The organism is Pseudomonas sp. G34 (genome assembly GCF_031119625.1).
Taxonomy (GTDB): Bacteria; Pseudomonadota; Gammaproteobacteria; order Pseudomonadales; family Pseudomonadaceae; genus Aquipseudomonas.
Genome location: NZ_JAVHZV010000029.1, coordinates 368,501 through 390,170, shown reverse-complemented (window position 1 = coordinate 390,170; position 21,670 = coordinate 368,501). Strand labels below are relative to the sequence as shown.

General features: G+C 63.0%; 20 protein-coding genes. 10 read left to right on the top strand and 10 right to left on the bottom strand.

What is annotated here, in order from left to right; all coding sequences use genetic code 11:
* Window positions 1–28 precede the first annotated feature (28 nt).
* Window positions 29–676: a hypothetical protein gene (locus QYS36_RS20110; RefSeq protein ID WP_308841134.1), complete on the top strand. Its 648-nt coding sequence runs from the start codon at window positions 29–31 to the stop codon at window positions 674–676.
* A 231-nt stretch (window positions 677–907) separates the two neighbouring features.
* Here the strand turns inward: QYS36_RS20110 and QYS36_RS20105 are convergent, their stop codons facing one another.
* From QYS36_RS20105 to QYS36_RS20090, 4 genes are all read right to left on the bottom strand, one after another.
* Window positions 908–1,675: an SDR family oxidoreductase gene (locus tag QYS36_RS20105; RefSeq protein ID WP_075930344.1), complete on the bottom strand. Its 768-nt coding sequence runs from the start codon at window positions 1,673–1,675 to the stop codon at window positions 908–910.
* Between the two features lie 26 nt (window positions 1,676–1,701).
* On the bottom strand, window positions 1,702–2,769 hold the full coding sequence (locus QYS36_RS20100; RefSeq protein ID WP_308841133.1) for a phosphotransferase family protein: 1,068 nt from the start codon (window positions 2,767–2,769) through the stop codon (window positions 1,702–1,704).
* Window positions 2,770–2,970: 201 nt separating this feature from the next.
* On the bottom strand, window positions 2,971–3,282 hold the full coding sequence (locus tag QYS36_RS20095) for an SCP2 sterol-binding domain-containing protein (protein WP_075930342.1): 312 nt from the start codon (window positions 3,280–3,282) through the stop codon (window positions 2,971–2,973).
* Window positions 3,283–3,340: 58 nt separating this feature from the next.
* The gene (locus QYS36_RS20090) at window positions 3,341–4,039 is read right to left on the bottom strand and encodes a histidine phosphatase family protein (protein ID WP_308841132.1); all 699 of its coding nucleotides are present in this window, start codon (window positions 4,037–4,039) and stop codon (window positions 3,341–3,343) included.
* A 204-nt stretch (window positions 4,040–4,243) separates the two neighbouring features.
* On the opposite strand from QYS36_RS20090, the gene sohB reads away from it, so the two are divergent.
* Together sohB and QYS36_RS20080 are read left to right on the top strand one after the other, a co-directional pair.
* The gene (gene sohB, locus QYS36_RS20085; RefSeq protein WP_308841131.1) at window positions 4,244–5,263 is read left to right on the top strand and encodes a protease SohB; all 1,020 of its coding nucleotides are present in this window, start codon (window positions 4,244–4,246) and stop codon (window positions 5,261–5,263) included.
* Between the two features lie 37 nt (window positions 5,264–5,300).
* Window positions 5,301–6,293 (top strand): YhdH/YhfP family quinone oxidoreductase, encoded by a 993-nt coding sequence (locus QYS36_RS20080; RefSeq protein WP_308841130.1) that lies wholly within the window; start codon window positions 5,301–5,303, stop codon window positions 6,291–6,293.
* Between the two features lie 45 nt (window positions 6,294–6,338).
* Here the strand turns inward: QYS36_RS20080 and QYS36_RS20075 are convergent, their stop codons facing one another.
* Window positions 6,339–6,836 carry a DUF934 domain-containing protein gene (locus tag QYS36_RS20075; protein WP_308841129.1) on the bottom strand — a complete coding sequence of 166 codons (498 nt, stop codon included), beginning with the start codon at window positions 6,834–6,836 and terminating at the stop codon, window positions 6,339–6,341.
* Window positions 6,820–8,478 carry a nitrite/sulfite reductase gene (locus tag QYS36_RS20070; protein WP_308841128.1) on the bottom strand — a complete coding sequence of 553 codons (1,659 nt, stop codon included), beginning with the start codon at window positions 8,476–8,478 and terminating at the stop codon, window positions 6,820–6,822. The genes QYS36_RS20075 and QYS36_RS20070 overlap by 17 nt, the downstream gene beginning before the upstream one ends.
* Before the next feature lie 495 nt (window positions 8,479–8,973).
* On the opposite strand from QYS36_RS20070, the gene QYS36_RS20065 reads away from it, so the two are divergent.
* The 3 genes from QYS36_RS20065 to QYS36_RS20055 all read left to right on the top strand — a co-directional run bounded on the left by QYS36_RS20065 (window position 8,974) and on the right by QYS36_RS20055 (window position 11,106).
* Window positions 8,974–9,900: a ZIP family metal transporter gene (locus QYS36_RS20065; protein WP_308841127.1), complete on the top strand. Its 927-nt coding sequence runs from the start codon at window positions 8,974–8,976 to the stop codon at window positions 9,898–9,900.
* Between the two features lie 89 nt (window positions 9,901–9,989).
* Window positions 9,990–10,766 carry a transporter substrate-binding domain-containing protein gene (locus QYS36_RS20060; RefSeq protein WP_308841126.1) on the top strand — a complete coding sequence of 259 codons (777 nt, stop codon included), beginning with the start codon at window positions 9,990–9,992 and terminating at the stop codon, window positions 10,764–10,766.
* 37 nt (window positions 10,767–10,803) lie between these two features.
* Window positions 10,804–11,106, top strand: coding sequence for a DUF1883 domain-containing protein (locus tag QYS36_RS20055; RefSeq protein WP_073266852.1), 303 nt, complete (start codon window positions 10,804–10,806; stop codon window positions 11,104–11,106).
* Window positions 11,107–11,112: 6 nt separating this feature from the next.
* Here the strand turns inward: QYS36_RS20055 and QYS36_RS20050 are convergent, their stop codons facing one another.
* From QYS36_RS20050 to metH, 4 genes are read right to left on the bottom strand one after another with little or no spacing between them, the layout of a single operon-like run.
* Window positions 11,113–11,541 carry a hypothetical protein gene (locus QYS36_RS20050; protein ID WP_308841125.1) on the bottom strand — a complete coding sequence of 143 codons (429 nt, stop codon included), beginning with the start codon at window positions 11,539–11,541 and terminating at the stop codon, window positions 11,113–11,115.
* Between the two features lie 16 nt (window positions 11,542–11,557).
* Entirely contained in the window at window positions 11,558–11,878 is a 321-nt protein-coding gene (locus tag QYS36_RS20045) for a DUF5629 family protein (RefSeq protein ID WP_308841124.1), read from the bottom strand.
* Between the two features lie 23 nt (window positions 11,879–11,901).
* Window positions 11,902–12,411, bottom strand: coding sequence for a hypothetical protein (locus tag QYS36_RS20040; RefSeq protein ID WP_308841123.1), 510 nt, complete (start codon window positions 12,409–12,411; stop codon window positions 11,902–11,904).
* 59 nt (window positions 12,412–12,470) lie between these two features.
* The gene (gene metH / locus QYS36_RS20035) at window positions 12,471–16,187 is read right to left on the bottom strand and encodes a methionine synthase (RefSeq protein WP_308841122.1); all 3,717 of its coding nucleotides are present in this window, start codon (window positions 16,185–16,187) and stop codon (window positions 12,471–12,473) included.
* 187 nt (window positions 16,188–16,374) lie between these two features.
* On the opposite strand from metH, the gene QYS36_RS20030 reads away from it, so the two are divergent.
* The 4 genes from QYS36_RS20030 to QYS36_RS20015 all read left to right on the top strand — a co-directional run bounded on the left by QYS36_RS20030 (window position 16,375) and on the right by QYS36_RS20015 (window position 21,667).
* Complete coding sequence (locus QYS36_RS20030; RefSeq protein ID WP_308841121.1) at window positions 16,375–18,651, top strand: fatty acid cis/trans isomerase; 2,277 nt, start codon at window positions 16,375–16,377, stop codon at window positions 18,649–18,651.
* 182 nt (window positions 18,652–18,833) lie between these two features.
* Window positions 18,834–19,853, top strand: a complete 1,020-nt coding sequence (locus tag QYS36_RS20025; RefSeq protein ID WP_308841120.1) for an acyltransferase — start codon at window positions 18,834–18,836, stop codon at window positions 19,851–19,853.
* Between the two features lie 70 nt (window positions 19,854–19,923).
* Window positions 19,924–20,508: a Fe-S biogenesis protein NfuA gene (gene nfuA, locus QYS36_RS20020; protein ID WP_042552611.1), complete on the top strand. Its 585-nt coding sequence runs from the start codon at window positions 19,924–19,926 to the stop codon at window positions 20,506–20,508.
* Between the two features lie 166 nt (window positions 20,509–20,674).
* The gene (locus QYS36_RS20015) at window positions 20,675–21,667 is read left to right on the top strand and encodes a response regulator (protein ID WP_308841119.1); all 993 of its coding nucleotides are present in this window, start codon (window positions 20,675–20,677) and stop codon (window positions 21,665–21,667) included.
* The last annotated feature ends 3 nt before the right edge of the window (window positions 21,668–21,670 follow it).

Below are 21,670 nucleotides of genomic sequence, written 5' to 3'. Positions count from 1 at the left end.
GCATTTTCACTGACAAGGAATCGATTCGATGCAGTACAACGCGCTCGCCTGGGCAACGGCTCTGTTGGCATTGCTGGTGCTGTTCATCGCCCTGCGCATTCTGTTCGGCGGGCGCTGGTTTCTCGCCTGGTTGCGCGGCACCAGCGGCCTGCTGTTTCTCGCCGCGGCGGCGCTGGTAGGCCTGGTGGCCTATGACCTGAGCCGTTATGCCGCCTTGCCCGCCAACAAGCCGCTGCTGACCCTGAGCTTTCATCGCACGGCCAACGTTTACCAGGTCGACATTCTCGAAGGCGGCGTACAGCGCAGCGTCAACCTGGAAGGCGACCTGTGGCAGCTGGATGTGCGCCTGCTGCAATGGAAGGGGCTCGCCGAGCTGATCGGCCTGGAGCCTGGCTATCGGCTGGAGAAACTCAATAGCCGCTTTCTGTCCATCGAGCAGCAGAGCCAGGCCCGTTACACCCAGGCCGAGCTGACCCACAGCCTGTATGGCATCGATCTATGGCGCTGGCTGCGCCTGGGCCAGCACGACCTGTTCATGTTCGATGCCCAGGCCCGCCGGGTGGCCTACCTGCCGATGGCCGACAAGGCGGTGTTCAACGTCAACCTGACGCCCACCGGCCTGCTGGCCGAGCCGATGAACGAGGCCGCCCACCAGGCGCTCAAGGATTGGCAGTGAGCTGCTGAGCTGGTTTTGGCGCAGTTCGCGGTTGTTCATGTGCAATGACTGCAACGTGGCGCTAGCGGCCTTTCGTAGGGTGGACGACGCTTCATCCGTCCACCGCTCTGCGAGCGCAATGGTGGGCAAAAAGAGCGTTGTCCACCCTACGCTGGGAACGTCCGCTTTTGCCTTTTTACCATCCATACATAGCAATACGAGTCGCCAGCCTCAAAGAGCGCGAACAGGCTCTCAGGAGAGGAACCCGCCATCGACGTTCAGCGCCACACCAGTGGTGTAGCTCGATGCCTCGCTGGCCAGGTACAGCACCGCACCGGCCATTTCGCTCGGCTCGGCGACGCGCTTGAGGGGGATGCGCTGCAAGGCGAAGTTGAGGATCGCCTCGTTCTTGGTCAGCGCCGAGGCGAAGCGCGTGTCGGTCAGGCCCGGCAGCAGGGCATTGCAGCGGATGCCGAACTGCGCGCATTCCTTGGCGAACACCTTGGTCATGCTGATCACCGCCGCCTTGGTCACCGAATAGATACCCTGGAATTCGCCGGGTGATACACCGTTGATCGAGGCCACGTTGATGATGCTGCCGCCGCCGTTCTCCTTCATCAGCTTGCCGCCTTCGATGGACATGAAGTAATAGCCGCGAATGTTCACGTCGACGGTCTTCTGGAAGGCGCCGAGATCGGTGTCCAGCACGTTGCAGAACTGCGGGTTGGTGGCCGCGTTGTTGACCAGAATATCGAGGCGGCCGAAGCGCTGGCGAATCTCGGCGAACACCGCCTGAATCTGTTCCATCTCGCCAATGTGGCAGGCCATCGCCACGGCCTTGCCGCCTTTGGCGACGATGGCGTCGGCGACGGTCTGGCAATCGTCCAGCTTGCGGCTGGCGACGATCACCTCGGCGCCTTGCTGGGCGAGCAAGTGGGCGATCGCTTCACCGATGCCGCGGCTGGCACCGGACACGAAGGCGATCTTGCCGTCGAGGTCGAACAACTGGGTCTTGGACATGGCGTGAGTCTCTATAGGTGATGACGTCAGAGCGATGAGCGCGCGATGACCCCGAGGGCCATCTGCTCCAGCAGCGCGTTCATCTGCACGAAAGAGGCGAAGCGCTTGTCGGCGGTCTGCCCGTGGTAGTAGCGGTAGTAGATCTGCTGGACGATGCCGGCCAGGCGGAACAACCCGTAGATGTAATAGAAATCGAAACAGTCGATACGGATGCCCGCACGCTCGGCGTAGTAGTCGACGAATGCCTGGCGGGTCAGCATCCCCGGGGCATTGCTCGGCTGGCGGCGCATCAGCTGCACCGGCGCCGGGTCGCCTGCCTCGATCCAGTAGGCCAGGGTATTGCCCAGGTCCATCAGCGGATCGCCCAGGGTGGTCAGTTCCCAGTCGAGCACGCCGATGATGCGCATGGGGTCGTTGGCATCGAGGATCACGTTGTCGAAGCGGTAGTCGTTGTGCACGATGGCCGGACGCGGATGATCGGCCGGCATCTTCTCCTCCAGCCAGCTGCGTACCTCCTGCCAGGCGGGCGCATCGGGGGTGCGCGCGTTGTCGTAGCGCTCGCTCCAGCCCTTGATCTGCCGGGCCACGTAACCCTCCGGCTTGCCCAGCTCGGCCAGGCCGCAGGCCTGGTAATCGACCTGATGCAGCTCGACCAGGCGGTCGATGAAGCTCTTGCACAGCGTCGTGGTCTGGGCGGGCGTGAACTGCAACTCGGCGGGCAGATCGGCGCGCAGGATGATGCCGTCCAAACGCTGCATGACGTAGAACTCGGCACCGATCACCGACGCGTCGGTGCAGTGCACGAAGGCCTGGGGGCAATAGGGGAAGGCGTTTCTGAGCTGGTTGAGAATGCGAAATTCACGGCCCATGTCGTGGGCCGATTTGGCTTTGCTGCCGAAGGGTGGGCGGCGTAGCACCAGTTCGCGGTCGGCATAGCGCAGCAGGTAGGTCAGGTTGGATGCGCCGCCGGGGAACTGGCTGATCTGCGGTTCACCGCGCAGGTCGCTGATCTGGGCCTTGAGGTAGGTGTCGATGGCGCGAGCATCGAGTTCTTCGCCCTGGCGGATGGCGCCGGGCCGGTCGGTGAGTGTCATCCCTATCCCTTCTGATTGTCGTTGGCGGTGATGATCGGGCCAATTTATCAGCCCGTTGTGTGGCGGCAAGCGTGTTGCACGTCTATCGATATTGCTGTTGATGACGAATCAAGGCCACTGATGCGTCGCACGGCAGGCAAGGCGAAAAAAAACCGGAATCCACGGATTCCGGTTTCGCTGTTCGAGGCGCTGGGCTGGTCCTCAGACCGGGAACAGCTCGCTCAGTTTGAGCGCCAGCATCATGTCGCCTTCGGCGCGCAGCTTGCCGGCCATGAAAGCCTGCATGCCGTCGGTTTCACCGGTGGTGATGCCCTTGAAGGTTTCCTTGTCCATGATCAGGGTGACGTTGGCGTCCGGGCTGTCGCCCTGTTTCACGTCGCAGGTACCGTCCTTGACGATCAGGTAGTGATTGTCGGCATCTTCGATGTTGAACTGGAAAACCAGGTCCAGGCCTTCGGCAGCGCTGGGGTTGAACTTGGCTTTCATGGTTTGGACGATGTCTGCGACGCTCATGGTGGTTTCCTTGTGTTTGCGGATTGTTCTGCACCCTCGCGGGTGCGTTGACCGTCGCTCAGCGATAGGTAATGAGCGAAGGGGTGTTCAACAGCTGCAGATGGGCGTGGCTGTTGAAGGACGCTAAGGTCACCCGCTCGCCCTGGAACTTCAGGCAGCTTAGCGAGGTGTTGACGATTTGCCAGTTCATGGCGAACGCGCTGGCGACCGGCATGCCGGTCAGCAGGTGAATCAGGGCGGTGATGGTGCCGCCCGAGGTGAACACGGCGATACGCTCGCGGCCCTGGGCCTGTTCGAGCAGGCGTTGCAGGCCGCCGTTCACCTGGTCGAGAAAGGCTTGCCAGCTCTGCAGCGCCGGCGCGTCGTAGTCACCGCCGACCCAGGTGTCGAGCAGGCGCACGAACAACCGCTGGAATTCCGCGCGGTTATGCGCGGCATTGCGCATCACGTCCAGGGCCTGGGGCTCATGGGGCAGCAGGGCGGGGAGCAGGGCGCGAATCACCCCCTCGGCATCGAATTCATTGAAGGCGGCATCGGTCTGCAGCTCAGGCGCCTCCTCCAGCTGTGCCAGGACCAGGCGCGCGGTATGCGCTTGGCGGGTCAGGCTGCCGCTGACGGCGCGCTCCAGGCGCAGCCCCGTCTGGGCGAGGTGACTGCCGAGCAGGATCGACTGACGCTCGCCCAGCGACGAGAGGACATCATAATCCTCTGCACCGAATGAGGCCTGGCCATGTCGAATCAGGTAGATGCTGCCCACGTGCGCTGCAACCCGGAAGCCTTGAATGTGAGGCGAGGGTAGGAGGGATGGGCGGAGGCTGTCAACGAAAAATCATACGTTTGTTTGAATTGCCTGGCAGGCGCTGCAAAGCCACTGCTGCCGCTGGCCGCTGCCTGGTGCCGCCGGTATGCTGGACGCTGCTGGCCTCCGCGCGAGGCCGTCGATTGGATAAAGGGGAAGTGTGTGGAGTTTCTTGCTGATTACGCAGGTTTTCTGGCCAAGACGGTGACGCTGGTCGTCGCCATACTGGTCGTGCTGGTGGCAATTGCCGTGCTGCGTAGCCGGGGGCGCCGCAGCGGTGGCCAGTTGCAGGTCACCAAACTCAATGATTTCTACAAGGCGCTGCGCCAGCGTCTCGAACAGTCGATCCTCGACAAGGATCAGTTGAAGGCGCTGAGCAAGGAGGAAGCCAAGGCCGCCAAGGCGGCGAAGAAGCAACCGGCGCAGAAGTCGCGGGTCTACGTGCTGGATTTCGATGGTGACATCAAGGCCTCGGCCACCGACGGCCTGCGCCACGAGATCACCGCACTGCTCAGCCTTGCCACGCCCCAGGACGAAGTGGTGCTGCGCCTGGAAAGCGGCGGCGGCATGGTGCACAGCTACGGCCTGGCGTCTTCGCAACTGGCGCGCATTCGTCAGGCCGGCGTGCCGCTGACGGTGTGCATCGACAAGGTGGCGGCCAGCGGCGGCTACATGATGGCCTGCATCGGCGAGAAGATCATTTCCGCCCCCTTTGCCATCCTCGGCTCCATCGGTGTGGTCGCGCAGTTGCCCAACGTCAATCGCCTGCTGAAAAAGCACGACATCGACTTCGAGGTGCTGACCGCCGGTGAATACAAGCGCACCCTGACGGTGTTCGGCGAGAACACCGAAAAGGGCCGGGAGAAGTTCCAGGAGGACCTGGAAACCACCCACGAGCTGTTCAAGAACTTCGTGGCCCGCTATCGCCCGCAGCTGGAGATCGACGAGATCGCCACCGGTGAGGTGTGGTTGGGTATGGCGGCGTTGGAGAAGCAGCTGGTCGACGAATTGAAAACCAGCGACGAATACCTGGCCGAGCGCGCTCGCGAAGCCGATCTTTATCAGCTGCACTATGTACAGAAGAAATCCCTGCAGGAGCGTGTCGGCCTGGCTGCCAGCGTAGCGCTGGACCGTTTTGCCCTGACCTGGCTGGGCCGTCTGAGCCAGCAACGCTTCTGGTAACCCGCACCCTCCGCCGCGGCGGATCAAGGAGGTTTGGATGACGAATTTCACTGCGCTGCAGGCAGCACCCGATACCGAAGGCCATTTTTCGATGCAAGTGGTCGGGCGTGATGTGGCCGACCTGCCCGCGGGCGAGCTGTTGATCCGCGTCCGCTACTCTTCACTGAACTTCAAGGATGCGCTGTCCGCCACCGGCCAGCGCGGCGTTAGCAAGCATTACCCGCATACGCCGGGGATCGATGCAGCCGGCGTGGTGGAGCATTCCAGCGCCGCCGAATTCGCCGAAGGCGATGAGGTGATCGTCACCGGCTATGACCTGGGCATGAACACCGCGGGCGGTTTCGGCCAGTACATCCGCATTCCGGCAAGCTGGGCGATCAAGCGCCCGCAAGGGTTGTCGCTGCGCGAGGCGATGATTCTCGGCACCGCAGGCCTGACCGCAGCGTTGTGCGTCGACAAGCTCGAGCAGGCCGGCGTAGAGCCCGACAACGGCCCGGTACTGGTCACCGGCGCCACCGGCGGTGTGGGCAGCATTGCCGTGATGTTGCTCAGCACCCTGGGTTATCAGGTCAGTGCCGCCACGGGTAAAGCCCAGCAGGCCGACATGCTCACGCGCCTGGGCGCGACCCAGGTGGTGCCACGGCTGGAGTTGCAGAGCGGCACCGATCGGCCGCTGCTGCGTGAACAATGGAGCGGGGCGGTGGACACCGTCGGCGGCGACATCCTGTTCAACGTGCTCAAGGCCACCCGTTACGGTGGCAGCGTGGCCTGCTGCGGGCTGACCGCCGGTGTCGACTTCCAGGCCAGCGTGCTGCCGTTCATCCTGCGCGGGGTCAACCTGCTGGGCGTCGACTCGGTCGAGCTGCCGCTGGTGGTCAAGGCCTCGATGTGGGACAAGCTGTCGTTGCAATGGAAGCTGCCGAATCTGGAAGCGCTGGTAACCGAGGTCGGGCTGAGCGAGTTGCCGGCGGCCATCGAGCGCATCCTGCAGGGCGAGCAGGTGGGCCGGGTACTGGTCAGGCTGGATTGATTTGCGCGCCATAAAAAACCCGCCATCCGGCGGGTTTTTTCATGCTTAGGCGCGGCGCCTGAACAGCGGTTGAGGTTGGTCCGCAGAGGCCTGGTAGACCTCGGAGAACTCCTCGAAGGCTTTCAGCGCGTCCTCGGCGTCCTTGTCTTCACGCAGGGCGAAGGCATCGAAGCCGCAACGCTTGAGCGCCCACAGCTGGTCACGCAGCACGTCGCCGATGGCGCGCAGCTCGCCCTTGAAGCCGTAGCGGGTGCGCAGCAGGTAGGCGGATGACGAGTGACGGCCATCGGTGAACGCCGGGAAGTTCAGGGCGATAACCTGGAAGGCGTCGAGGGAATCGACGATCGATTCGATCTCTTCCTCGGCATCCAGCCACACACCCAGGCCGCCGTCGCGGGCTTTCAAGGCACGGCCATGTTCGAGCCACAGGTTCAACGGCACGATCAGGTCGTCGCAGTTGGACAGTTCTTCGAAGGCGGTTTCCTTGGGCAGCAGGTGCCAGCTTTCGTCGACGATCTGGCCGTTCTTAATGATTCGCTGCATATACGCGCTCCTTGAACGGGGCGACACCGATACGGCGGAAGGTGTCGATGAAACTCTCTTCTTCGGTACGTTGCTCGACGTAGACGTTGACGATCTTGTCGATCACGTCCGGCATGTCGTCCTGGGCGAAGGATGGGCCGAGGATCTGCGCCAGGCTGGCATCACGGCCAGCGCTGCCGCCAAGGGACACCTGATAGAACTCCTGGCCTTTCTTGTCGACGCCGAGAATGCCGATGTGGCCCACGTGGTGGTGACCGCAAGCATTCATGCAGCCGGAGATGTTCAGGTCGATATCTCCGATGTCGAACAGGTAGTCGAGGCTGTCGAAGCGGCGCTGGATGGCTTCGGCGACCGGGATCGACTTGGCGTTGGCCAGGGAGCAGAAGTCGCCACCCGGGCAGCAGATGATGTCGGTCAGCAGGCCCACGTTCGGGGTGGCGAAACCCTGCTCGCGCAGCTCGCCCCACAGGGTGAACAGCTGCTCCTGCTCGACGTCGGCGAGGATCATGTTCTGGTTGTGGCTGTTGCGCACTTCGCCGAAGCTGTAGCGGTCTGCCAGCTCGGCGATGGCGTCGAGCTGCTTGTCGGTCACATCGCCTGGGGCGACGCCGGTCGGTTTGAGCGACAGGGTAACGGCGACATAGCCCGGCTTCTTGTGGGCGAAGGTGTTGCGCTGGCGCCAGCGGGCAAAGCCCGGGTGCTCGCTATCGAGCTTGGCGAGCAGCGCGTGCTGATCCTCCAGCGCCTTGAACGCCGGGTCGACGAAGTGAGCGGCGACGCGCGCGACTTCGGCCTCGGTCAGGGTGCTTGGGCCATCCTTCAGGTGCGCCCACTCGGCATTCACACGCTCGGCGAACACTTCAGGGGTCAGCGCCTTGACCAGGATCTTGATGCGCGCCTTGTACTTGTTGTCGCGACGGCCATAGCGGTTGTACACACGCAGGATGGCGTCGAGGTAGGAGATCAGGTGCTGCCAGGGCAGGAATTCGTTGATGAAGCTGCCGACGATCGGGGTACGGCCCAGGCCGCCACCCACGGCGACCCGGAAGCCCAGCTCACCGGCGTCGTTGTTCACCGCTTCCAGGCCGATATCGTGCACCTCGATGGCCGCACGGTCGCCCGCGGCACCGTTGACGGCAATCTTGAACTTGCGCGGCAGGTGGCTGAACTCGGGGTGGAAGGTCGACCACTGGCGGATGATCTCGCACCAGGGGCGCGGATCGACGATTTCGTCCTTGGCCACGCCGGCGAACTGGTCGGTGGTGGTGTTGCGAATGCAGTTGCCGCTGGTCTGGATGGCGTGCATCTGCACGGTAGCCAGCTCGGCGAGAATCTCCGGCACGTCTTCCAGCTCGGGCCAGTTGAACTGCACGTTCTGGCGGGTGCTGATGTGCGCGTAGCCCTTGTCGTAGTCGCGGGCGATCTTCGCCAGCATGCGCACCTGAGTGGAGGAGAGCAGGCCGTAAGGCACGGCGACCCGCAGCATGGGCGCGAAACGCTGGATGTACAGACCGTTCTGCAGGCGCAGCGGACGGAATTCTTCGCCGCTCAGTTCGCCACTGAGGTACCGGCGGGTTTGATCGCGGAACTGCTTGACGCGGTCCTCGACGATTTTCTGGTCGTACTGGTCGTATACGTACATGGGAATCCTGTTATCAGGCTGCTTGCCAGATCGATGAAAGGCGATTGCGGCGCGACAGTGCGGCTTGGATCAGCCGCGAACGATTTGGCGTTCGTTGGCTGGGTGGCCCTGGCAAGCCGTCACTTACAATGCTTCGATGACCTGTTACAGCAAATCTGCGCGCACGGCCGCGCACTCCTGGTGCGGAGCCGGGGCACGATACCAGTTCAGGTTTATGCGCAAAAGTGATGTTTGAGTATAAGAAAAGAACTTTTGGAGCTAAGCGTGAAAGCATGCATAACTATGCCGTCGGATCGCTGCTCACCGCCTCCAGGGGCTGGGTCTGCGGATTTGTTTGAATGAGAATCGTCCGACCGTTCGCCACGGCCCGTGCTGCGCTATCGGAGCACGGAGACCGCACAGCGCAGAGGTGAAACGCGGGCGATAATCCGCTTGTCGCACTAAACAGGCAGCCCGTTACCGCCGCCTACTTTCGGGGTTGATCACAGAGGTTCTATGCAAACGCTTTCCGAGCGCAACGGCTTCCTGCAGGCATGCATGTCCCAGGTGCGTGAGTCGCCCTGGGTAGCGGCTGGCTTGGGCGTTGCCTTGCTGGTCGTGGTATGGCTGCTGGTGAGCAGCCTGTTCAACATATTCGATGACGGCCATCCGGAGCGCATCCGCCATGCCCTGTATGGTGGCGGGGCCGGTTTCGCGGCTACCGCCCTGGGCGCACTGGCGGCACTCGCGCTGGGTAACATCAGCGTCAAGACCCAGGACAGCATGCTGGGATTCGCGGCCGGCATGATGCTCGCGGCAAGCTCGTTTTCGCTGATCCTGCCGGGCCTGGAAGCCGCGGAGAACCTGACCGGTAGCGGTATGCGCGGGGCCGCGACGGTGGTGCTCGGGCTGGCCCTTGGTGTGTTGCTGATGTTGGGGCTCGATCATTTCACCCCCCACGAACACGAAAGCGCAGGCGCTCAAGGGCCGCACACCAGCCGGCTGAGCCGGGTGTGGCTGTTCGTGTTCGCCATTACCCTGCACAACCTACCCGAGGGCATGGCCATCGGTGTCGGCTTTGCCGCCGATGACATGCAGGTCGGCATTCCCCTGGCCAGCGCGATCGCCATTCAGGACATTCCCGAGGGCCTGGCCGTTGCCCTGGCCCTGCGCACCATCGGTATCTCGGCGTTGCGCGCGGCCTTGATCGCCGCGGCCAGCGGCTTGATGGAGCCGCTGGGGGCGCTGGTTGGGGTCGGCATGTCCAGCAGCTACGCGCTGGCTTATCCCGTCGGCCTCGGCCTGGCGGCGGGCGCCATGCTGTTCGTGGTCTCCCATGAAATCATTCCCGAAACCCACCGCAATGGCCACCAGACGCCGGCGACCCTGGGGCTGATGGGTGGATTTGCTGTGATGATGTTCTTAGATACGGCATTGGGCTGATAGGCATTTGTCAGGCGCTGATGCACACTGCGCACCGTCTTGGCTGCTGCGATCGAAATGCAATGGGTGCGTGGGCATACAATGAGGTCATGGCCCGTGGGCGTCACGCCGCCTGCGTGCTGGTGCTGGCGGCCGCCCTGGGCGGCGCTGGCGGCGCGCACGGCGAGCAGCTGAACGTCTATGTCGGCCAGGGGCAGATGCCGTTTGCCGATGGCACCGCCAAGCGTGCCGGGCTGTTTGGCGAACTGATGCACGAGCTGTGCACGCGCACTGCGCAGCAATGCGTGTTTCGCAGCGTGCCCTGGCGGCGGGTACTCAGTGAAGCCGAGGGCGATCCCCATGGCATCGTGCTCAATCTGGGCCGCACCCCCGACCGGGAGGCAGGCTTCGTCTGGTTGCTCGACGTGCTGCCCACCCCCTATGTGCTGGTCAGCCTCGACCGTACGTTCGACACCCTGGGCGACGCCCTGCAGGCCGGCCCGGTGGCGGTGATGGCCGGCACCCCGCGGGCCGATGAAATCAAGCGAATCCGCAGCGGTGATCAGCGCGTGGTGGAAGTCACCGACCCGCAACAGGCTGCCGAGTTGTTGCGCAGTGGCCGGGTGGTGGCCTGGTATGAAATCGACCTGCGGGCGTTGTACCTCTGGCATGAGCTGGACGCCCAGGCGCCGCTGCGGCTCGGCAAGCCGTTGAGCAATACCCGCAGCCATATCGCCGGCAGCCTCAAGCTGGAAGGTGCCAGCAGGTTATCTCGGCAAATGAGCGCCGCCTTCGCCGACATGCGCCGCGACGGCAGCTGGCAGCGCATTCTCGCCAGCTATCTGGGGCTGGATCGGTCGCGGGCTTTGCTGTCGGACGGCTGGTGAGTCATGCTAGCGCCCTGAAACCCCTGAGGAGCGCTTGATGAAGTACATCCACCAGCGCGAGCACCTCAACGAAGACGATCTGGTCGTCATCGAATGCTCGCAACCCTGCAATATCCGCCTGATGAACGATGCGAACTTTCGCAGTTTCAAGAATGGCGGCCGCCACACCTACCATGGCGGCGCGTTCGACAAGTTCCCGGCCAAGATCACCGTGCCCAGCAGCGGTTTCTGGAACATCACCATCGATACGGTGACGCGCAAGGCGATCAGCGTAACGCGCAAGCCGACGCTCAAGCACTCGATCAAGCTGGTGCGTCGCTCGTCGTCGGATTTGTCCTGAGGCGGTTCAGATACTGCTGCTGTTGAAACCTTCGTCGATCGTCGCTTCGCAGGCGCCTGGCGCCAGGCTGCAAATGGCCTCCAGCCCGAGATAGTCGTAGCCGTGTTCCTGCTGACCGGGATGCCACGGCTTCTCCTGGCAGCGAAACTGAATCCACAGCCGGTAACCCTCGTCGCCGGCCTGATAGGTTTCCGACTCGATGTAATAAGTGCCGGCCAGGCATTCGCGGCAGGGAAAACCATCGGCTTCGAGGAAGCACTGCTCGGGGTCGTTGACATAGGCGTCAAGGCGGCGCTGCAAGGCCTCGTAAAGCGCGCCCAGCAAAGGCGCAAACGCCGCTCTTGCTTCCTCGGCTCGAGGCCCGTCGAGCAGGATGCAGTGCCGGGCATAGTCCGGCGCCCAGGCGGGTGGGGCGATGCGCTGCAAGCTGATCATCCGTACGCTGCCGCGCTCAGTCTTCTGCGTCGCTGCTCACTGCCGCGAGACAGGTCAGGTGGTGTTCGCCAACACGCCAGCTGTCTTGCGCTGCCAGATATTCGGCCTCCATCACCGCGTTGTAACTGAACTGCCAGCGTTTGCGTTCGCGGCCATCCTGAGCGTCGATGGTCAGCACCACGGTTTCGCTGGCGAACGGCTCGCCCGCTTCAGCGGCGGCGTCGGCCTGGTCGAGAAGCGCGTCGTCGAGCTGGAAATCGAAGGCGTGCAGGCCGTCGATGAGCAGCATGTCGGCGGTTTCCAGTTGGTCGAGCAGGTAGATCGGCGTATTGGTCATGGCAGTCCCGTCGGTTAATCAGATCAGTGCGCCAGGTAGGCGAGTACTCGCGGATCCTTGTATAGCGCCACCACACCATCGGCGATCGAACCGCTGAGGTCTTGCTGGGCACTGGCGCCGGTGGCGTGATTGACGGTCATCTCGAAACGCTGCCCGTCGCCCAGGCTGACGGTGAAGGTCATGGTGCCTTTCCAGTAAAAGAAGATGTAGCGGCTTTCCAGGTGGGTGACCTTAAGGTCGATGCGCTTGTCGCGTCCAGGGCTCATCTTGCCGTGACGGGCAAGTTCGAAGCGGGCCTGGGTAACCATGGTCCTGGTGACTTCGTGGTAATTCGATTGCAAGCGCGTACCGCTTTGCGAGTGCAGGATCACCGGCTCGGTGGCGGGCTGGGCATTTTCGATGGCGACCGTTCCCTTGACCGGAAAATCGGCAATCTTCGACGACGCCAGCTCGAACACCGGTGGGTCGAAGGCGATGGTGCCGCAGCCGGTAAGCAGGGCGCACAGCAAAAGCGCGGGTAGTCGGTAGTACATGGTTACGTCCTTGCAGAGAAAGAACCCGGCGGCCGTTACCGCGCGGTCCTGGTGATGGGTCAGTCGTCGTAGCCGAGGTTGGGCGCCAGCCAGCGTTCGCTGACGGCGATGTCCTGCGCCTTGCGCTCGGTGTAGCGCTCGATCTGATCCTTGTCGACCTTGCCCACGGCGAAGTACTGCGCCTCGGGGTGGGCGAAGTACCAACCGCTGACTGCGGCTGCCGGGAACATCGCATAGTGCTCGGTGAGGAACACGCCGCTCTTGCCGGCCTTGTGGTAGTCGGCTTCCGGGTCGAGCAGCTTGAACAGCGTGGCCTTCTCGGTGTGGTCCGGGCAGGCCGGGTAGCCAGGGGCAGGGCGGATGCCCTTGTAGGCTTCCTTGATCAGCTCGTCATTGCTCAGGTGCTCGTCCGGCTGGTAGCCCCAGTGCTCCTTGCGCACCTGCTCGTGCAACCATTCGGCGCAGGCTTCGGCGAGGCGATCGGCCAGTGCCTTGACCATGATCGAGTTGTAATCGTCGCCCTTGGCCTCGTAAGCCTTGGCGACTTCCTCGGCGCCGATGCCGGCGGTGGTGATGAAACCGCCCACGTAGTCGGTCACGCCGCTGCTCTTTGGTGCAACGAAGTCGGCCAGGGACAGGTTCGGCTTGCCGTCCGGCTTGATGGTCTGCTGGCGCAGATGGTGCAGGGTGGCGAGCTGCTCGCCGTTCTCCCCGTACACCTCGATATCGTCGTCACGCACCTGGTTGGCGGGCCAGAAGCCGAACACGGCGCGGGCCTTGATCAGTTTCTCGTCGATCAGCTTGCGCAGGATCACCTTGGCATCGTTGAACAGGCTGGTGGCCGCTTCGCCGACCACTTCGTCGGTGAGGATGCGCGGGTATTTGCCGGCCAGGTCCCAGGAGATGAAGAACGGCGTCCAGTCGATGTACTCGGCCAGTACGTTGAGGTCGATGTCTTCCAGCACCCTGACGCCGGTAAAGCTCGGCTTCGGCGCGGTATAGCCCGCCCAGTCGAACCTCGGCTTGTTGGCGACGGCCTTGTCGTAGCTCAGGCGCTCGGTGCGCGAGGCACGGGCCGAGGTGCGTTCGCGCACCACTACATAATCGTCACGGGTGCGCTGCACGAAGTCGGGTTTGAGTTCCTTGGACAACAGCTGGGTGGCCACGCCCACGGCGCGCGAGGCGTCGGTCACGTAGACCACCGCGTCGTTGCTGTACTGCGGGTCGATCTTCACCGCGGTGTGCGCTTTGGAGGTGGTGGCGCCGCCGATCATCAGGGGCAGCTTGAAGCCCTGGCGTTGCATTTCCTTGGCCACATGCACCATCTCGTCCAGCGACGGGGTGATCAGCCCGGACAGGCCGATGATGTCGCATTTCTCGGCGATGGCGGTCTGCAGGATTTTCTCCGCCGGCACCATAACGCCCAGGTCGACGATGTCGTAGCCGTTACAGCCGAGCACCACGCCGACGATGTTCTTGCCGATGTCGTGCACGTCGCCTTTCACGGTGGCCATGAGGATCTTGCCCTTGGCTTCCGGCTTGTCGCCTTTCTCGGCCTCGATGAACGGGATCAGGTGCGCCACGGCCTGCTTCATCACCCGCGCAGACTTGACCACCTGGGGCAGGAACATCTTGCCCGAGCCGAACAGGTCGCCAACGATGTTCATGCCGCTCATCAGCGGCCCTTCGATGACCTCGATGGGACGTGCGCATTGCTGGCGGCACTCCTCGGTGTCTTCGACGATAAATGCAGTGATGCCCTTGACCAGTGCGTGTTCGAGACGCTTGTCGACCGGCAGCGAGCGCCACTCTTCGTTTTCGATTTCCTTGACGGCGCCACCGCCACGGTAGTTTTCGGCGATGGCTAGCAGGGCATCGGTGCCGCCCGGGGTGCGGTTGAGCACCACGTCCTCGACCCGATCACGCAGCTCCCTGGGGATCTCGTCGTAGATCTCCAGCTGGCCGGCGTTGACGATGCCCATGGTCAGGCCGTTCTGGATCGCGTAGTAGAGGAACACCGAGTGGATCGCTTCGCGCACCGGGTTGTTGCCGCGGAACGAGAACGACACGTTGGACACCCCGCCCGAACTCAAGGCGTAGGGCAGGTGGTCGCGAATGAAGGCGCAGGCCTCGATGAAGTCCACGGCGTAGTTGTTGTGTTCCTCGATACCGGTGGCCACGGCGAAGATGTTCGGGTCGAAGATGATGTCTTCCGGCGGGAAGCCCACTTCATTGACCAGGATGTCGTAGCTGCGCTGGCAGATTTCCTGCTTGCGCGCCGCGGTGTCGGCCTGGCCGACTTCGTCGAAGGCCATCACCACCACGGCGGCGCCATAGCGCTTGCACAGCTTGGCGTGGTGCTTGAACTGCTCGACGCCTTCCTTCATGGAGATCGAGTTGACGATGCCCTTGCCCTGGATGCACTTGAGGCCCGCCTCGATCACTTCCCACTTGGAGGAGTCGATCATGATCGGCACCCGGGAAATGTCCGGTTCGCCGGCGATCAGGTTGAGGAAGCGAACCATCGCCGCCTTGGAGTCGAGCATGCCCTCGTCCATGTTGATGTCGATCACCTGGGCGCCGGCTTCCACCTGCTGCAGGGCGACTTCCAGGGCTTCGGTGTAGTTCTCCTCGCGAATCAGCCGGGCGAACTTGGCCGAACCGGTGATGTTGGTGCGCTCGCCGACGTTGACGAACAGCGAGTTGCGGTCGATGGTGAACGGCTCGAGGCCTGACAGCCGGCAGGCCTTGGGAATCTCCGGAATCGGGCGGGGCTGATATTTTGCGACCGCTTCGGCGATGGCCTGGATATGCCCCGGCGTGGTGCCGCAGCAGCCGCCGATGATGTTCAGAAAACCGCTGGCGGCGAACTCCTCGACCACCGCGGCCATTTCTGCCGGGCTCTCGTCGTACTCACCGAAGGCGTTCGGCAGGCCGGCATTGGGGTGGGCGGACACGAAGGTGTCGGCCTTGGTCGACAATTCTTCCAGGTAGGGGCGCAGGTCCTTGGCCCCCAGCGCGCAGTTCAGACCCACCGAGATCGGCTTGGCGTGGCGCACCGAGTTCCAGAAGGCTTCGGTGGTCTGCCCGGACAGGGTGCGCCCGGATGCGTCGGTGATGGTGCCGGAAATCATGATCGGCAGCTCGACGCCATCTTCGTCGAACACCTGCTGTACGGCGAAGATCGCCGCCTTGGCGTTCAGGGTGTCGAAGATGGTCTCGATCAGGATCAGGTCGGCGCCGCCTTCGATCAGGCCGCGAGTGGCCTCGGTGTAGTTCTCCACCAGTTCATCGAAGGTAACGTTGCGGTAGCCGGGGTCATTGACGTCCGGGGAGATCGAGCAGGTACGGCTGGTCGGGCCCAGCACGCCGGCGACGAAGCGCGGGCGCTCCGGGGTTTCCAGGGTCTTGGCATCGGCCACTTCGCGGGCCACGCGGGCACCGGCGAGGTTCAGCTCGTAGGCCAGCGACTCCATGCCGTAATCGGCCTGGGACACCTGGGTGGCGTTGAAGGTGTTGGTTTCCAGAATGTCGGCGCCGGCATCCAGGTAGGCCTTCTCGATCGCCGCGATGATCTGCGGCTGGCTGAGCAGCAGCAGGTCGTTGTTGCCCTTGACGTCGCTCGGCCAGTCGGCGAAGCGCTCGCCACGGTAGTCGGCCTCTTCCAGCTTGTAGCTCTGGATCATGGTGCCCATGCCGCCGTCGAGGATCAGGATGCGTTCCTTGAGGGCGTGCTGAAGTGCTTGGAGGCGGGCGCTGCGATCTGACAGGGGCATGGAAAAGGCTCTGAACGGGAGACTACGACAAGGCGGCAGATGATAACAAACCCTGACGCCATTTCTGCGCCGCGCACTTGTGCATGAATTATGTTCATGTTGCGGCGGCTGCAAACACCGATGCAGGCATAGCGACAGCACAGGCGAGACGGCTAGAATGCGCGGCTATTTTCGTGGAAGTGCCACCATGTGCCGTCGGCTGTTATTGAGTGTTTGCCTGTTCGTTATCAGTTCGCTGGCAATGGCGCAGAGCGTTTCCTACAGCCGCGATATCCAGCCGATCTTCACCCACAACTGCGTGGCCTGCCATGCCTGCTACGACGCGCCCTGCCAGCTCAACCTGGGCAGCGGCGAGGGTGTCGAGCGGGGCGCCAGCAAGGCCACGGTGTATGACGGCACGCGCACCCATACCCAGGACACCACGCGGTTGTTCATGGATGCCCATGGCGCGCCGGCCTGGCGCCGCAAGGATTTCCATTCGGTGCTGGACCAGCAGGGCGGCCAGGCGGCGCTGATGGCACGCATGCTCGAGTTGGGGCATGCCACGCCGTTGCCTGCCAACAGCAAGTTGCCAGACGACCTGGCCATCGGCATCGATCGGGTCAACCAATGTGCGCTGCCCGGCGAGTTTGCCGATTTCGCCGGCAAGAATCCCATGGCCGGCATGCCGTTCGCAGTGACCGGCCTCACCGAGCAGGATTACCAGACCGTGCAGCGTTGGCTGCAGCAAGGCGCGCCGGTCGATCAGCAGCCGCTGCAGGCCAGCGCCGCCGAAGCCCGGCAGGTCGCGCAGTGGGAAGCGTTTCTCAATGGCGCCGGTAACGAACAAAGCCTGGTCAGCCGCTGGCTCTACGAGCACCTGTTTCTCGCTCATCTGGACTTCGAGGGCGGCGATGCGGGGCACTTCTTCCAACTGGTTCGTTCGCGCACGCCCAGCGGTCAGCCGGTGGACATCATCGCCACGCGGCGCCCCAATGACGATCCCGGCACTGCCTTCCATTACCGGCTGATACCGATCCAGGGCGTGATCGTGCACAAGACTCATATCAGCTACCCGCTGAGCGCCAGGAAGCTGGCTCGGGTCAAAAGCCTGTTTTTCGCCAGTCAGTGGCAGGTGAGTGCGCTGCCGGGCTATGGCGTACAGCACCGTTCCAACCCGTTCGAAACCTTCGAGGCGATACCGGCCCAGGCGCGCTACCAGTTCATGCTCGATAACGCCGAGTATTTCGTGCGCACCTTTATTCGCGGGCCGGTGTGCCGCGGGCAGATCGCCACCGATGTGATTCGCGACAACTTCTGGGTGTTGTTCCAGGACCCCCAGCACGACCTTTACATCACCGACCCGGCCTATCGCGGTGAGGCCACGCCGCTGCTGGCCATGCCTGGGCAGCTCGATGAAATCGGCGACCTGTTGGGCCTGTGGCGCAGCTACCGCGACAAGCGCAATGCCTACGAGGCGCTGCGCACCGAAGGTTACAGCGAAGCGCCGGCGCCGCAGTGGGCGGATATCTGGCGTGGCAACGACAACGCCCTGTTAACGGTCTTCCGCCAGTATGACAGTGCCTCGGTGCGCAAGGGCCTGGTCGGCGAGATCCCGCAGACCCTGTGGTGGATGGACTACCCGCTACTGGAACGCACCTACTACCAGCTGGTGGTCAATTTCGATGTGTTCGGTAACGTTTCGCATCAGGCGCAGACCCGGCTGTACTTCGACCTGATTCGCAACGGCGCCGAACAGAACTTCCTGCGCCTGATGCCTGCCGACGCGCGCAAGCCGATCTTTGGCGACTGGTACCAGTACAGCGGCAAGCTCAAGGCGTGGATGGATTACTCGCCGCTCGATCGCAAGACGCCGAGCGGCTTGTCGTTGAACGAAGACGACCCGAAACGCCAGTTTGCCGAGCAACTGCTGCAGCGCTTCGCCACGCTCAATGCGCGGCCCGATCCGATCAATCGCTGTGGCGGCGAGCATTGCTACCGCGACGGGCTGCCCGCCGATCTGCGCCAGGCCGAACAGGCGCTGAGCCACCTGGCATCCAAGCCCGCTGCGCAGTTGAAGGTGATTCATCGCCTGCCGGAAGCGACGCTTTTGCGGGTCGAGGGGGGCGGGCGCCGCGAGATCTACAGCCTGCTGCGCAATCGTGCCCACAGCAATGTGGCGTTCATGCTCGGCGAGGAGCTGCGTTACCAGGCCGACCTCGACACCCTGACGCTCTACCCGGAGGTGATGACCAGCTACCCGAACTTCATGTTCTCGATGCCGGCGGCCCAAGTGTCGGACTTCGTGGCGGCCATGGAGCAGGCCCGCGATGCCGGCGCCTTCGAAAGGATCGTCGAGCGCTGGGGCATTCGCCGTACCCATCCACAGTTCTGGCAGTACTTCCACGACCTGACGGCGCACATCCGCGAGCATGATCCGCTGGAAGCCGGTGTGTTGGATATGAACCGCTACCAGAACCTCTAGAGCCGTCGCGCCGGCATTTCAACGGCGTGGCGTGATGTGCAAGGGGCGAGTGCCACAGGCCGGCGCGCCGCGCTTGGCCAATTCGTCCGATCTTTCTCCCGCTACTGCGGTCGGACGCTGTGGCAGCCCTTTACTCAGGGCTGCCCCGTATCGGTTTCAACGAGAGGGAGAGTGGCGGTTCTATGCTGATTTCAGTGCAGGCACTCCGGGCATTGGCAGCCTGGGTTGTGGTCTTTCACCATGTCATGCAGGTGTTTTTCGATTTCAAGGCCGAAAGCTTCATGGGCCATCTGTTTTCCGACAAGGGCGCCGTGGGCGTCGACATTTTCTTCGTCATCAGCGGTCTGGTCATCTACCTGTCGACCCAGGGCAAGACCATCACCCCGTGGCGCTTCATGCTCAACCGCGCCCTGCGCATCGTGCCGGCCTACTGGCTGTATTCGTTGATCGCCGCACTGATCATCGCCTTCGCCAATCCGGTGATGCCGACCCAGGCATTCGACTTCCATCACCTGATGCTTTCGCTGCTGTTCATTCCCGCAGAAAATCCCGCGGGTTTTGGCCTCTATCCGACCCTCAACGTCGGTTGGACGCTGAACTACGAGATGTTCTTCTACCTGCTGTTCGCCCTGGCCTTCGTGGTGCCGCAGCGCCTGCGGCTGGTTTTCGTGGCGGTGATGCTGATGATTTTCGGCCTGCTGGCCACCCAGCCCTGGCTGAGCAACTTCTACCGCAACAGCATCGTCTACGAGTTCCTGTTCGGGGTGCTGCTGGGCATGGTCTACAGCCGTGGCTGGATTCGGCAGGGGCTGTGGCTGCCGCTGCTGGTGATCGCCGCTTCGCTGCTGGCCATCTACCACTTCGACAACAGCATGCGCCTGCTGCACTGGGGTGTGCCAAGCGCGCTGATCGTCGCCGCCTGCATCGCCATGGAGCCCTGGTTCAAGGATAACCGCCTGCTGGCCCGCATGGGCGACTGCTCGTATTCGGTGTATCTGTTGCACGTGATCATCCTGTCCCTGGGCTGGTACCTGCAGGCCAGCCTGGATCTGAACCCCTATGTGGTGATCGTCGCCTGCATGCCACTGATCGCCCTGGCCTCGTGGGGTAGCTACGAGCTGATCGAGAAGCGTTTTTTCGTTCGTGCCAAGGCATGGTTGAACGAGCGACAAGCCGGCGGGCGGCTGCAGGCTTTATCCTGAGTAAAATAGTAGGACTTTATTCGCGACGGTCATTTGGCGTACACTGCGCCCATGACCGTGAGGAGTTGCCATGAGCACTATTACCATTACCGATGCCGCCCATGATTACCTGGCCGACCTGCTGAACAAGCAGAACACGCCGGGCATCGGCATTCGTGTATTCATCACCCAGCCCGGTACCCAGTACGCGGAAACCTGCATCGCCTATTGCAAACCGGGCGAGCAGAAGCCCGAAGACCAGGCCATCGGCCTGGCCAGTTTCACCGCCTGGATCGATGCCGTCAGCGAGCCCTTTCTCGAGGACGCCGTGGTCGACTACGCCACCGACCGCATGGGTGGCCAGCTGACCATCAAGGCGCCGAACGCCAAGGTGCCGATGGTCAACGAAGACAGCCCGCTCAACGAGCGCATCAACTATTACCTGCAGACCGAGATCAACCCCGGCCTGGCCAGCCATGGCGGCCAGGTTACCTTGATCGACGTGGTCGACGAGGGCATTGCCGTGCTGCAGTTCGGTGGTGGTTGCCAGGGCTGCGGCCAGGCCGACCTGACCCTCAAGGAGGGTATCGAGAAAACCCTGCTCGAGCGTATTCCGCAGCTCAAGGGCGTGCGTGACGTGACCGATCACAGCAACCGCGAGAACGCGTATTACTGAGTGCTGTGAGTGCAATGACAAGGCGACTTCGGTCGCCTTGTGTGCTTTAAAGCATTGAAAACACCCGAAGGCGTGCCGGTGCTCTGCTATAAGTGTCAGTAGCGCACCCAGCCGGCATGCCCGCCGTAGCCCAAGCCGGATCAGGCCCACCTCTTGAGGCGTATCGATGCCGACAGCATCTCTTCTCGTCTGCGATGACTCCAACATGGCCCGCAAGCAGTTGCTGCGCGCCTTGCCTGCCGACTGGCCGGTAACCGTCAGCCAGGCCGCCAACGGCGAGGAAGCGCTGGAGCAACTGCGTGCCGCGCACTTCGATCTCCTACTGCTCGACCTGACCATGCCGGTGCTCGATGGCTACGGCGTGCTCGCGGCGCTGAAGGCCGAGGGCCGTGCGCAGAACGTCATCGTGGTGTCGGGTGACGTGCAGGAGGAGGCAATTCGCCGCGTCAAGGAACTCGGCGCCCTGGCATTCCTGAAAAAGCCCGCCGACCCCGAGCTGCTACGCCAGACCCTGGATCAACTCGGTTTTCTGCGCGTCGCCGAAGCGGCGACCACGACGACCTTGCCCGAGCCCAAGGTGTCGTTCCGCGATGCCTTCCGCGAGGTGGTCAACGTCGCCATGGGCCGTGCGGCCGCGCTGCTGGCCAGGGTGCTCGGGGTCTTCGTGCAGCTGCCGATCCCCAACGTCAACATTCTCGAGGTCAGCGAGCTGCACATGGCCCTGGCCGACGCCCAGCGTGGCGACGGCCTGACCGCCGTATGCCAGGGCTATATCGGCGAGGGCATCGCCGGCGAGGCGCTGCTGATCTTCCACGACTCCGAAGTGGCCGACATGGCCAGGCTCATGCAGTGGCAGCAGCACAATCATTCGTCCATGGAAATGCTCCTAGACATGTCCAGCATCCTCATCGGCGCGTGCCTGAGCGGCATCGCCGAGCAGCTCGACGTGAGCTTCTCCCAGGGCCACCCGCAGATTCTCGGCGAGCACGCCTCCATCGACGAGCTGATTCGCATCAACAGCCAGCGCTGGCGCAAGACCCTGGCGGTCGAGGTGAGCTACAGCATCGAAGGGCATGACATCCACTTCGACCTGCTGCTGCTGTTCACCGAGGATTCGGTGTCGCTGCTGACCGACAAACTCGCCTATTTGATGGAATAAGCC

Excerpts from the sequence above, each read along its gene's own strand:
- QYS36_RS20060 (WP_308841126.1), top strand. The coding sequence starts at position 9,990 with ATGGCCCGTGGGCGTCACGCCGCCTGCGTGCTGGTGCTGGCGGCCGCC.
- QYS36_RS20105 (WP_075930344.1), bottom strand. The coding sequence starts at position 1,675 with ATGTCCAAGACCCAGTTGTTCGACCTCGACGGCAAGATCGCCTTCGTG.
- QYS36_RS20110 (WP_308841134.1), top strand. The coding sequence starts at position 29 with ATGCAGTACAACGCGCTCGCCTGGGCAACGGCTCTGTTGGCATTGCTG.
- QYS36_RS20040 (WP_308841123.1), bottom strand. The coding sequence starts at position 12,411 with ATGTACTACCGACTACCCGCGCTTTTGCTGTGCGCCCTGCTTACCGGC.
- QYS36_RS20100 (WP_308841133.1), bottom strand. The coding sequence starts at position 2,769 with ATGACACTCACCGACCGGCCCGGCGCCATCCGCCAGGGCGAAGAACTC.
- metH (WP_308841122.1), bottom strand. The coding sequence starts at position 16,187 with ATGCCCCTGTCAGATCGCAGCGCCCGCCTCCAAGCACTTCAGCACGCC.
- QYS36_RS20015 (WP_308841119.1), top strand. The coding sequence starts at position 20,675 with ATGCCGACAGCATCTCTTCTCGTCTGCGATGACTCCAACATGGCCCGC.
- QYS36_RS20030 (WP_308841121.1), top strand. The coding sequence starts at position 16,375 with ATGTGCCGTCGGCTGTTATTGAGTGTTTGCCTGTTCGTTATCAGTTCG.
- QYS36_RS20045 (WP_308841124.1), bottom strand. The coding sequence starts at position 11,878 with ATGACCAATACGCCGATCTACCTGCTCGACCAACTGGAAACCGCCGAC.
- nfuA (WP_042552611.1), top strand. The coding sequence starts at position 19,924 with ATGAGCACTATTACCATTACCGATGCCGCCCATGATTACCTGGCCGAC.
- QYS36_RS20050 (WP_308841125.1), bottom strand. The coding sequence starts at position 11,541 with ATGATCAGCTTGCAGCGCATCGCCCCACCCGCCTGGGCGCCGGACTAT.
- QYS36_RS20055 (WP_073266852.1), top strand. The coding sequence starts at position 10,804 with ATGAAGTACATCCACCAGCGCGAGCACCTCAACGAAGACGATCTGGTC.
- QYS36_RS20025 (WP_308841120.1), top strand. The coding sequence starts at position 18,834 with ATGCTGATTTCAGTGCAGGCACTCCGGGCATTGGCAGCCTGGGTTGTG.
- QYS36_RS20070 (WP_308841128.1), bottom strand. The coding sequence starts at position 8,478 with ATGTACGTATACGACCAGTACGACCAGAAAATCGTCGAGGACCGCGTC.
- QYS36_RS20065 (WP_308841127.1), top strand. The coding sequence starts at position 8,974 with ATGCAAACGCTTTCCGAGCGCAACGGCTTCCTGCAGGCATGCATGTCC.
- QYS36_RS20080 (WP_308841130.1), top strand. The coding sequence starts at position 5,301 with ATGACGAATTTCACTGCGCTGCAGGCAGCACCCGATACCGAAGGCCAT.
- QYS36_RS20095 (WP_075930342.1), bottom strand. The coding sequence starts at position 3,282 with ATGAGCGTCGCAGACATCGTCCAAACCATGAAAGCCAAGTTCAACCCC.
- QYS36_RS20075 (WP_308841129.1), bottom strand. The coding sequence starts at position 6,836 with ATGCAGCGAATCATTAAGAACGGCCAGATCGTCGACGAAAGCTGGCAC.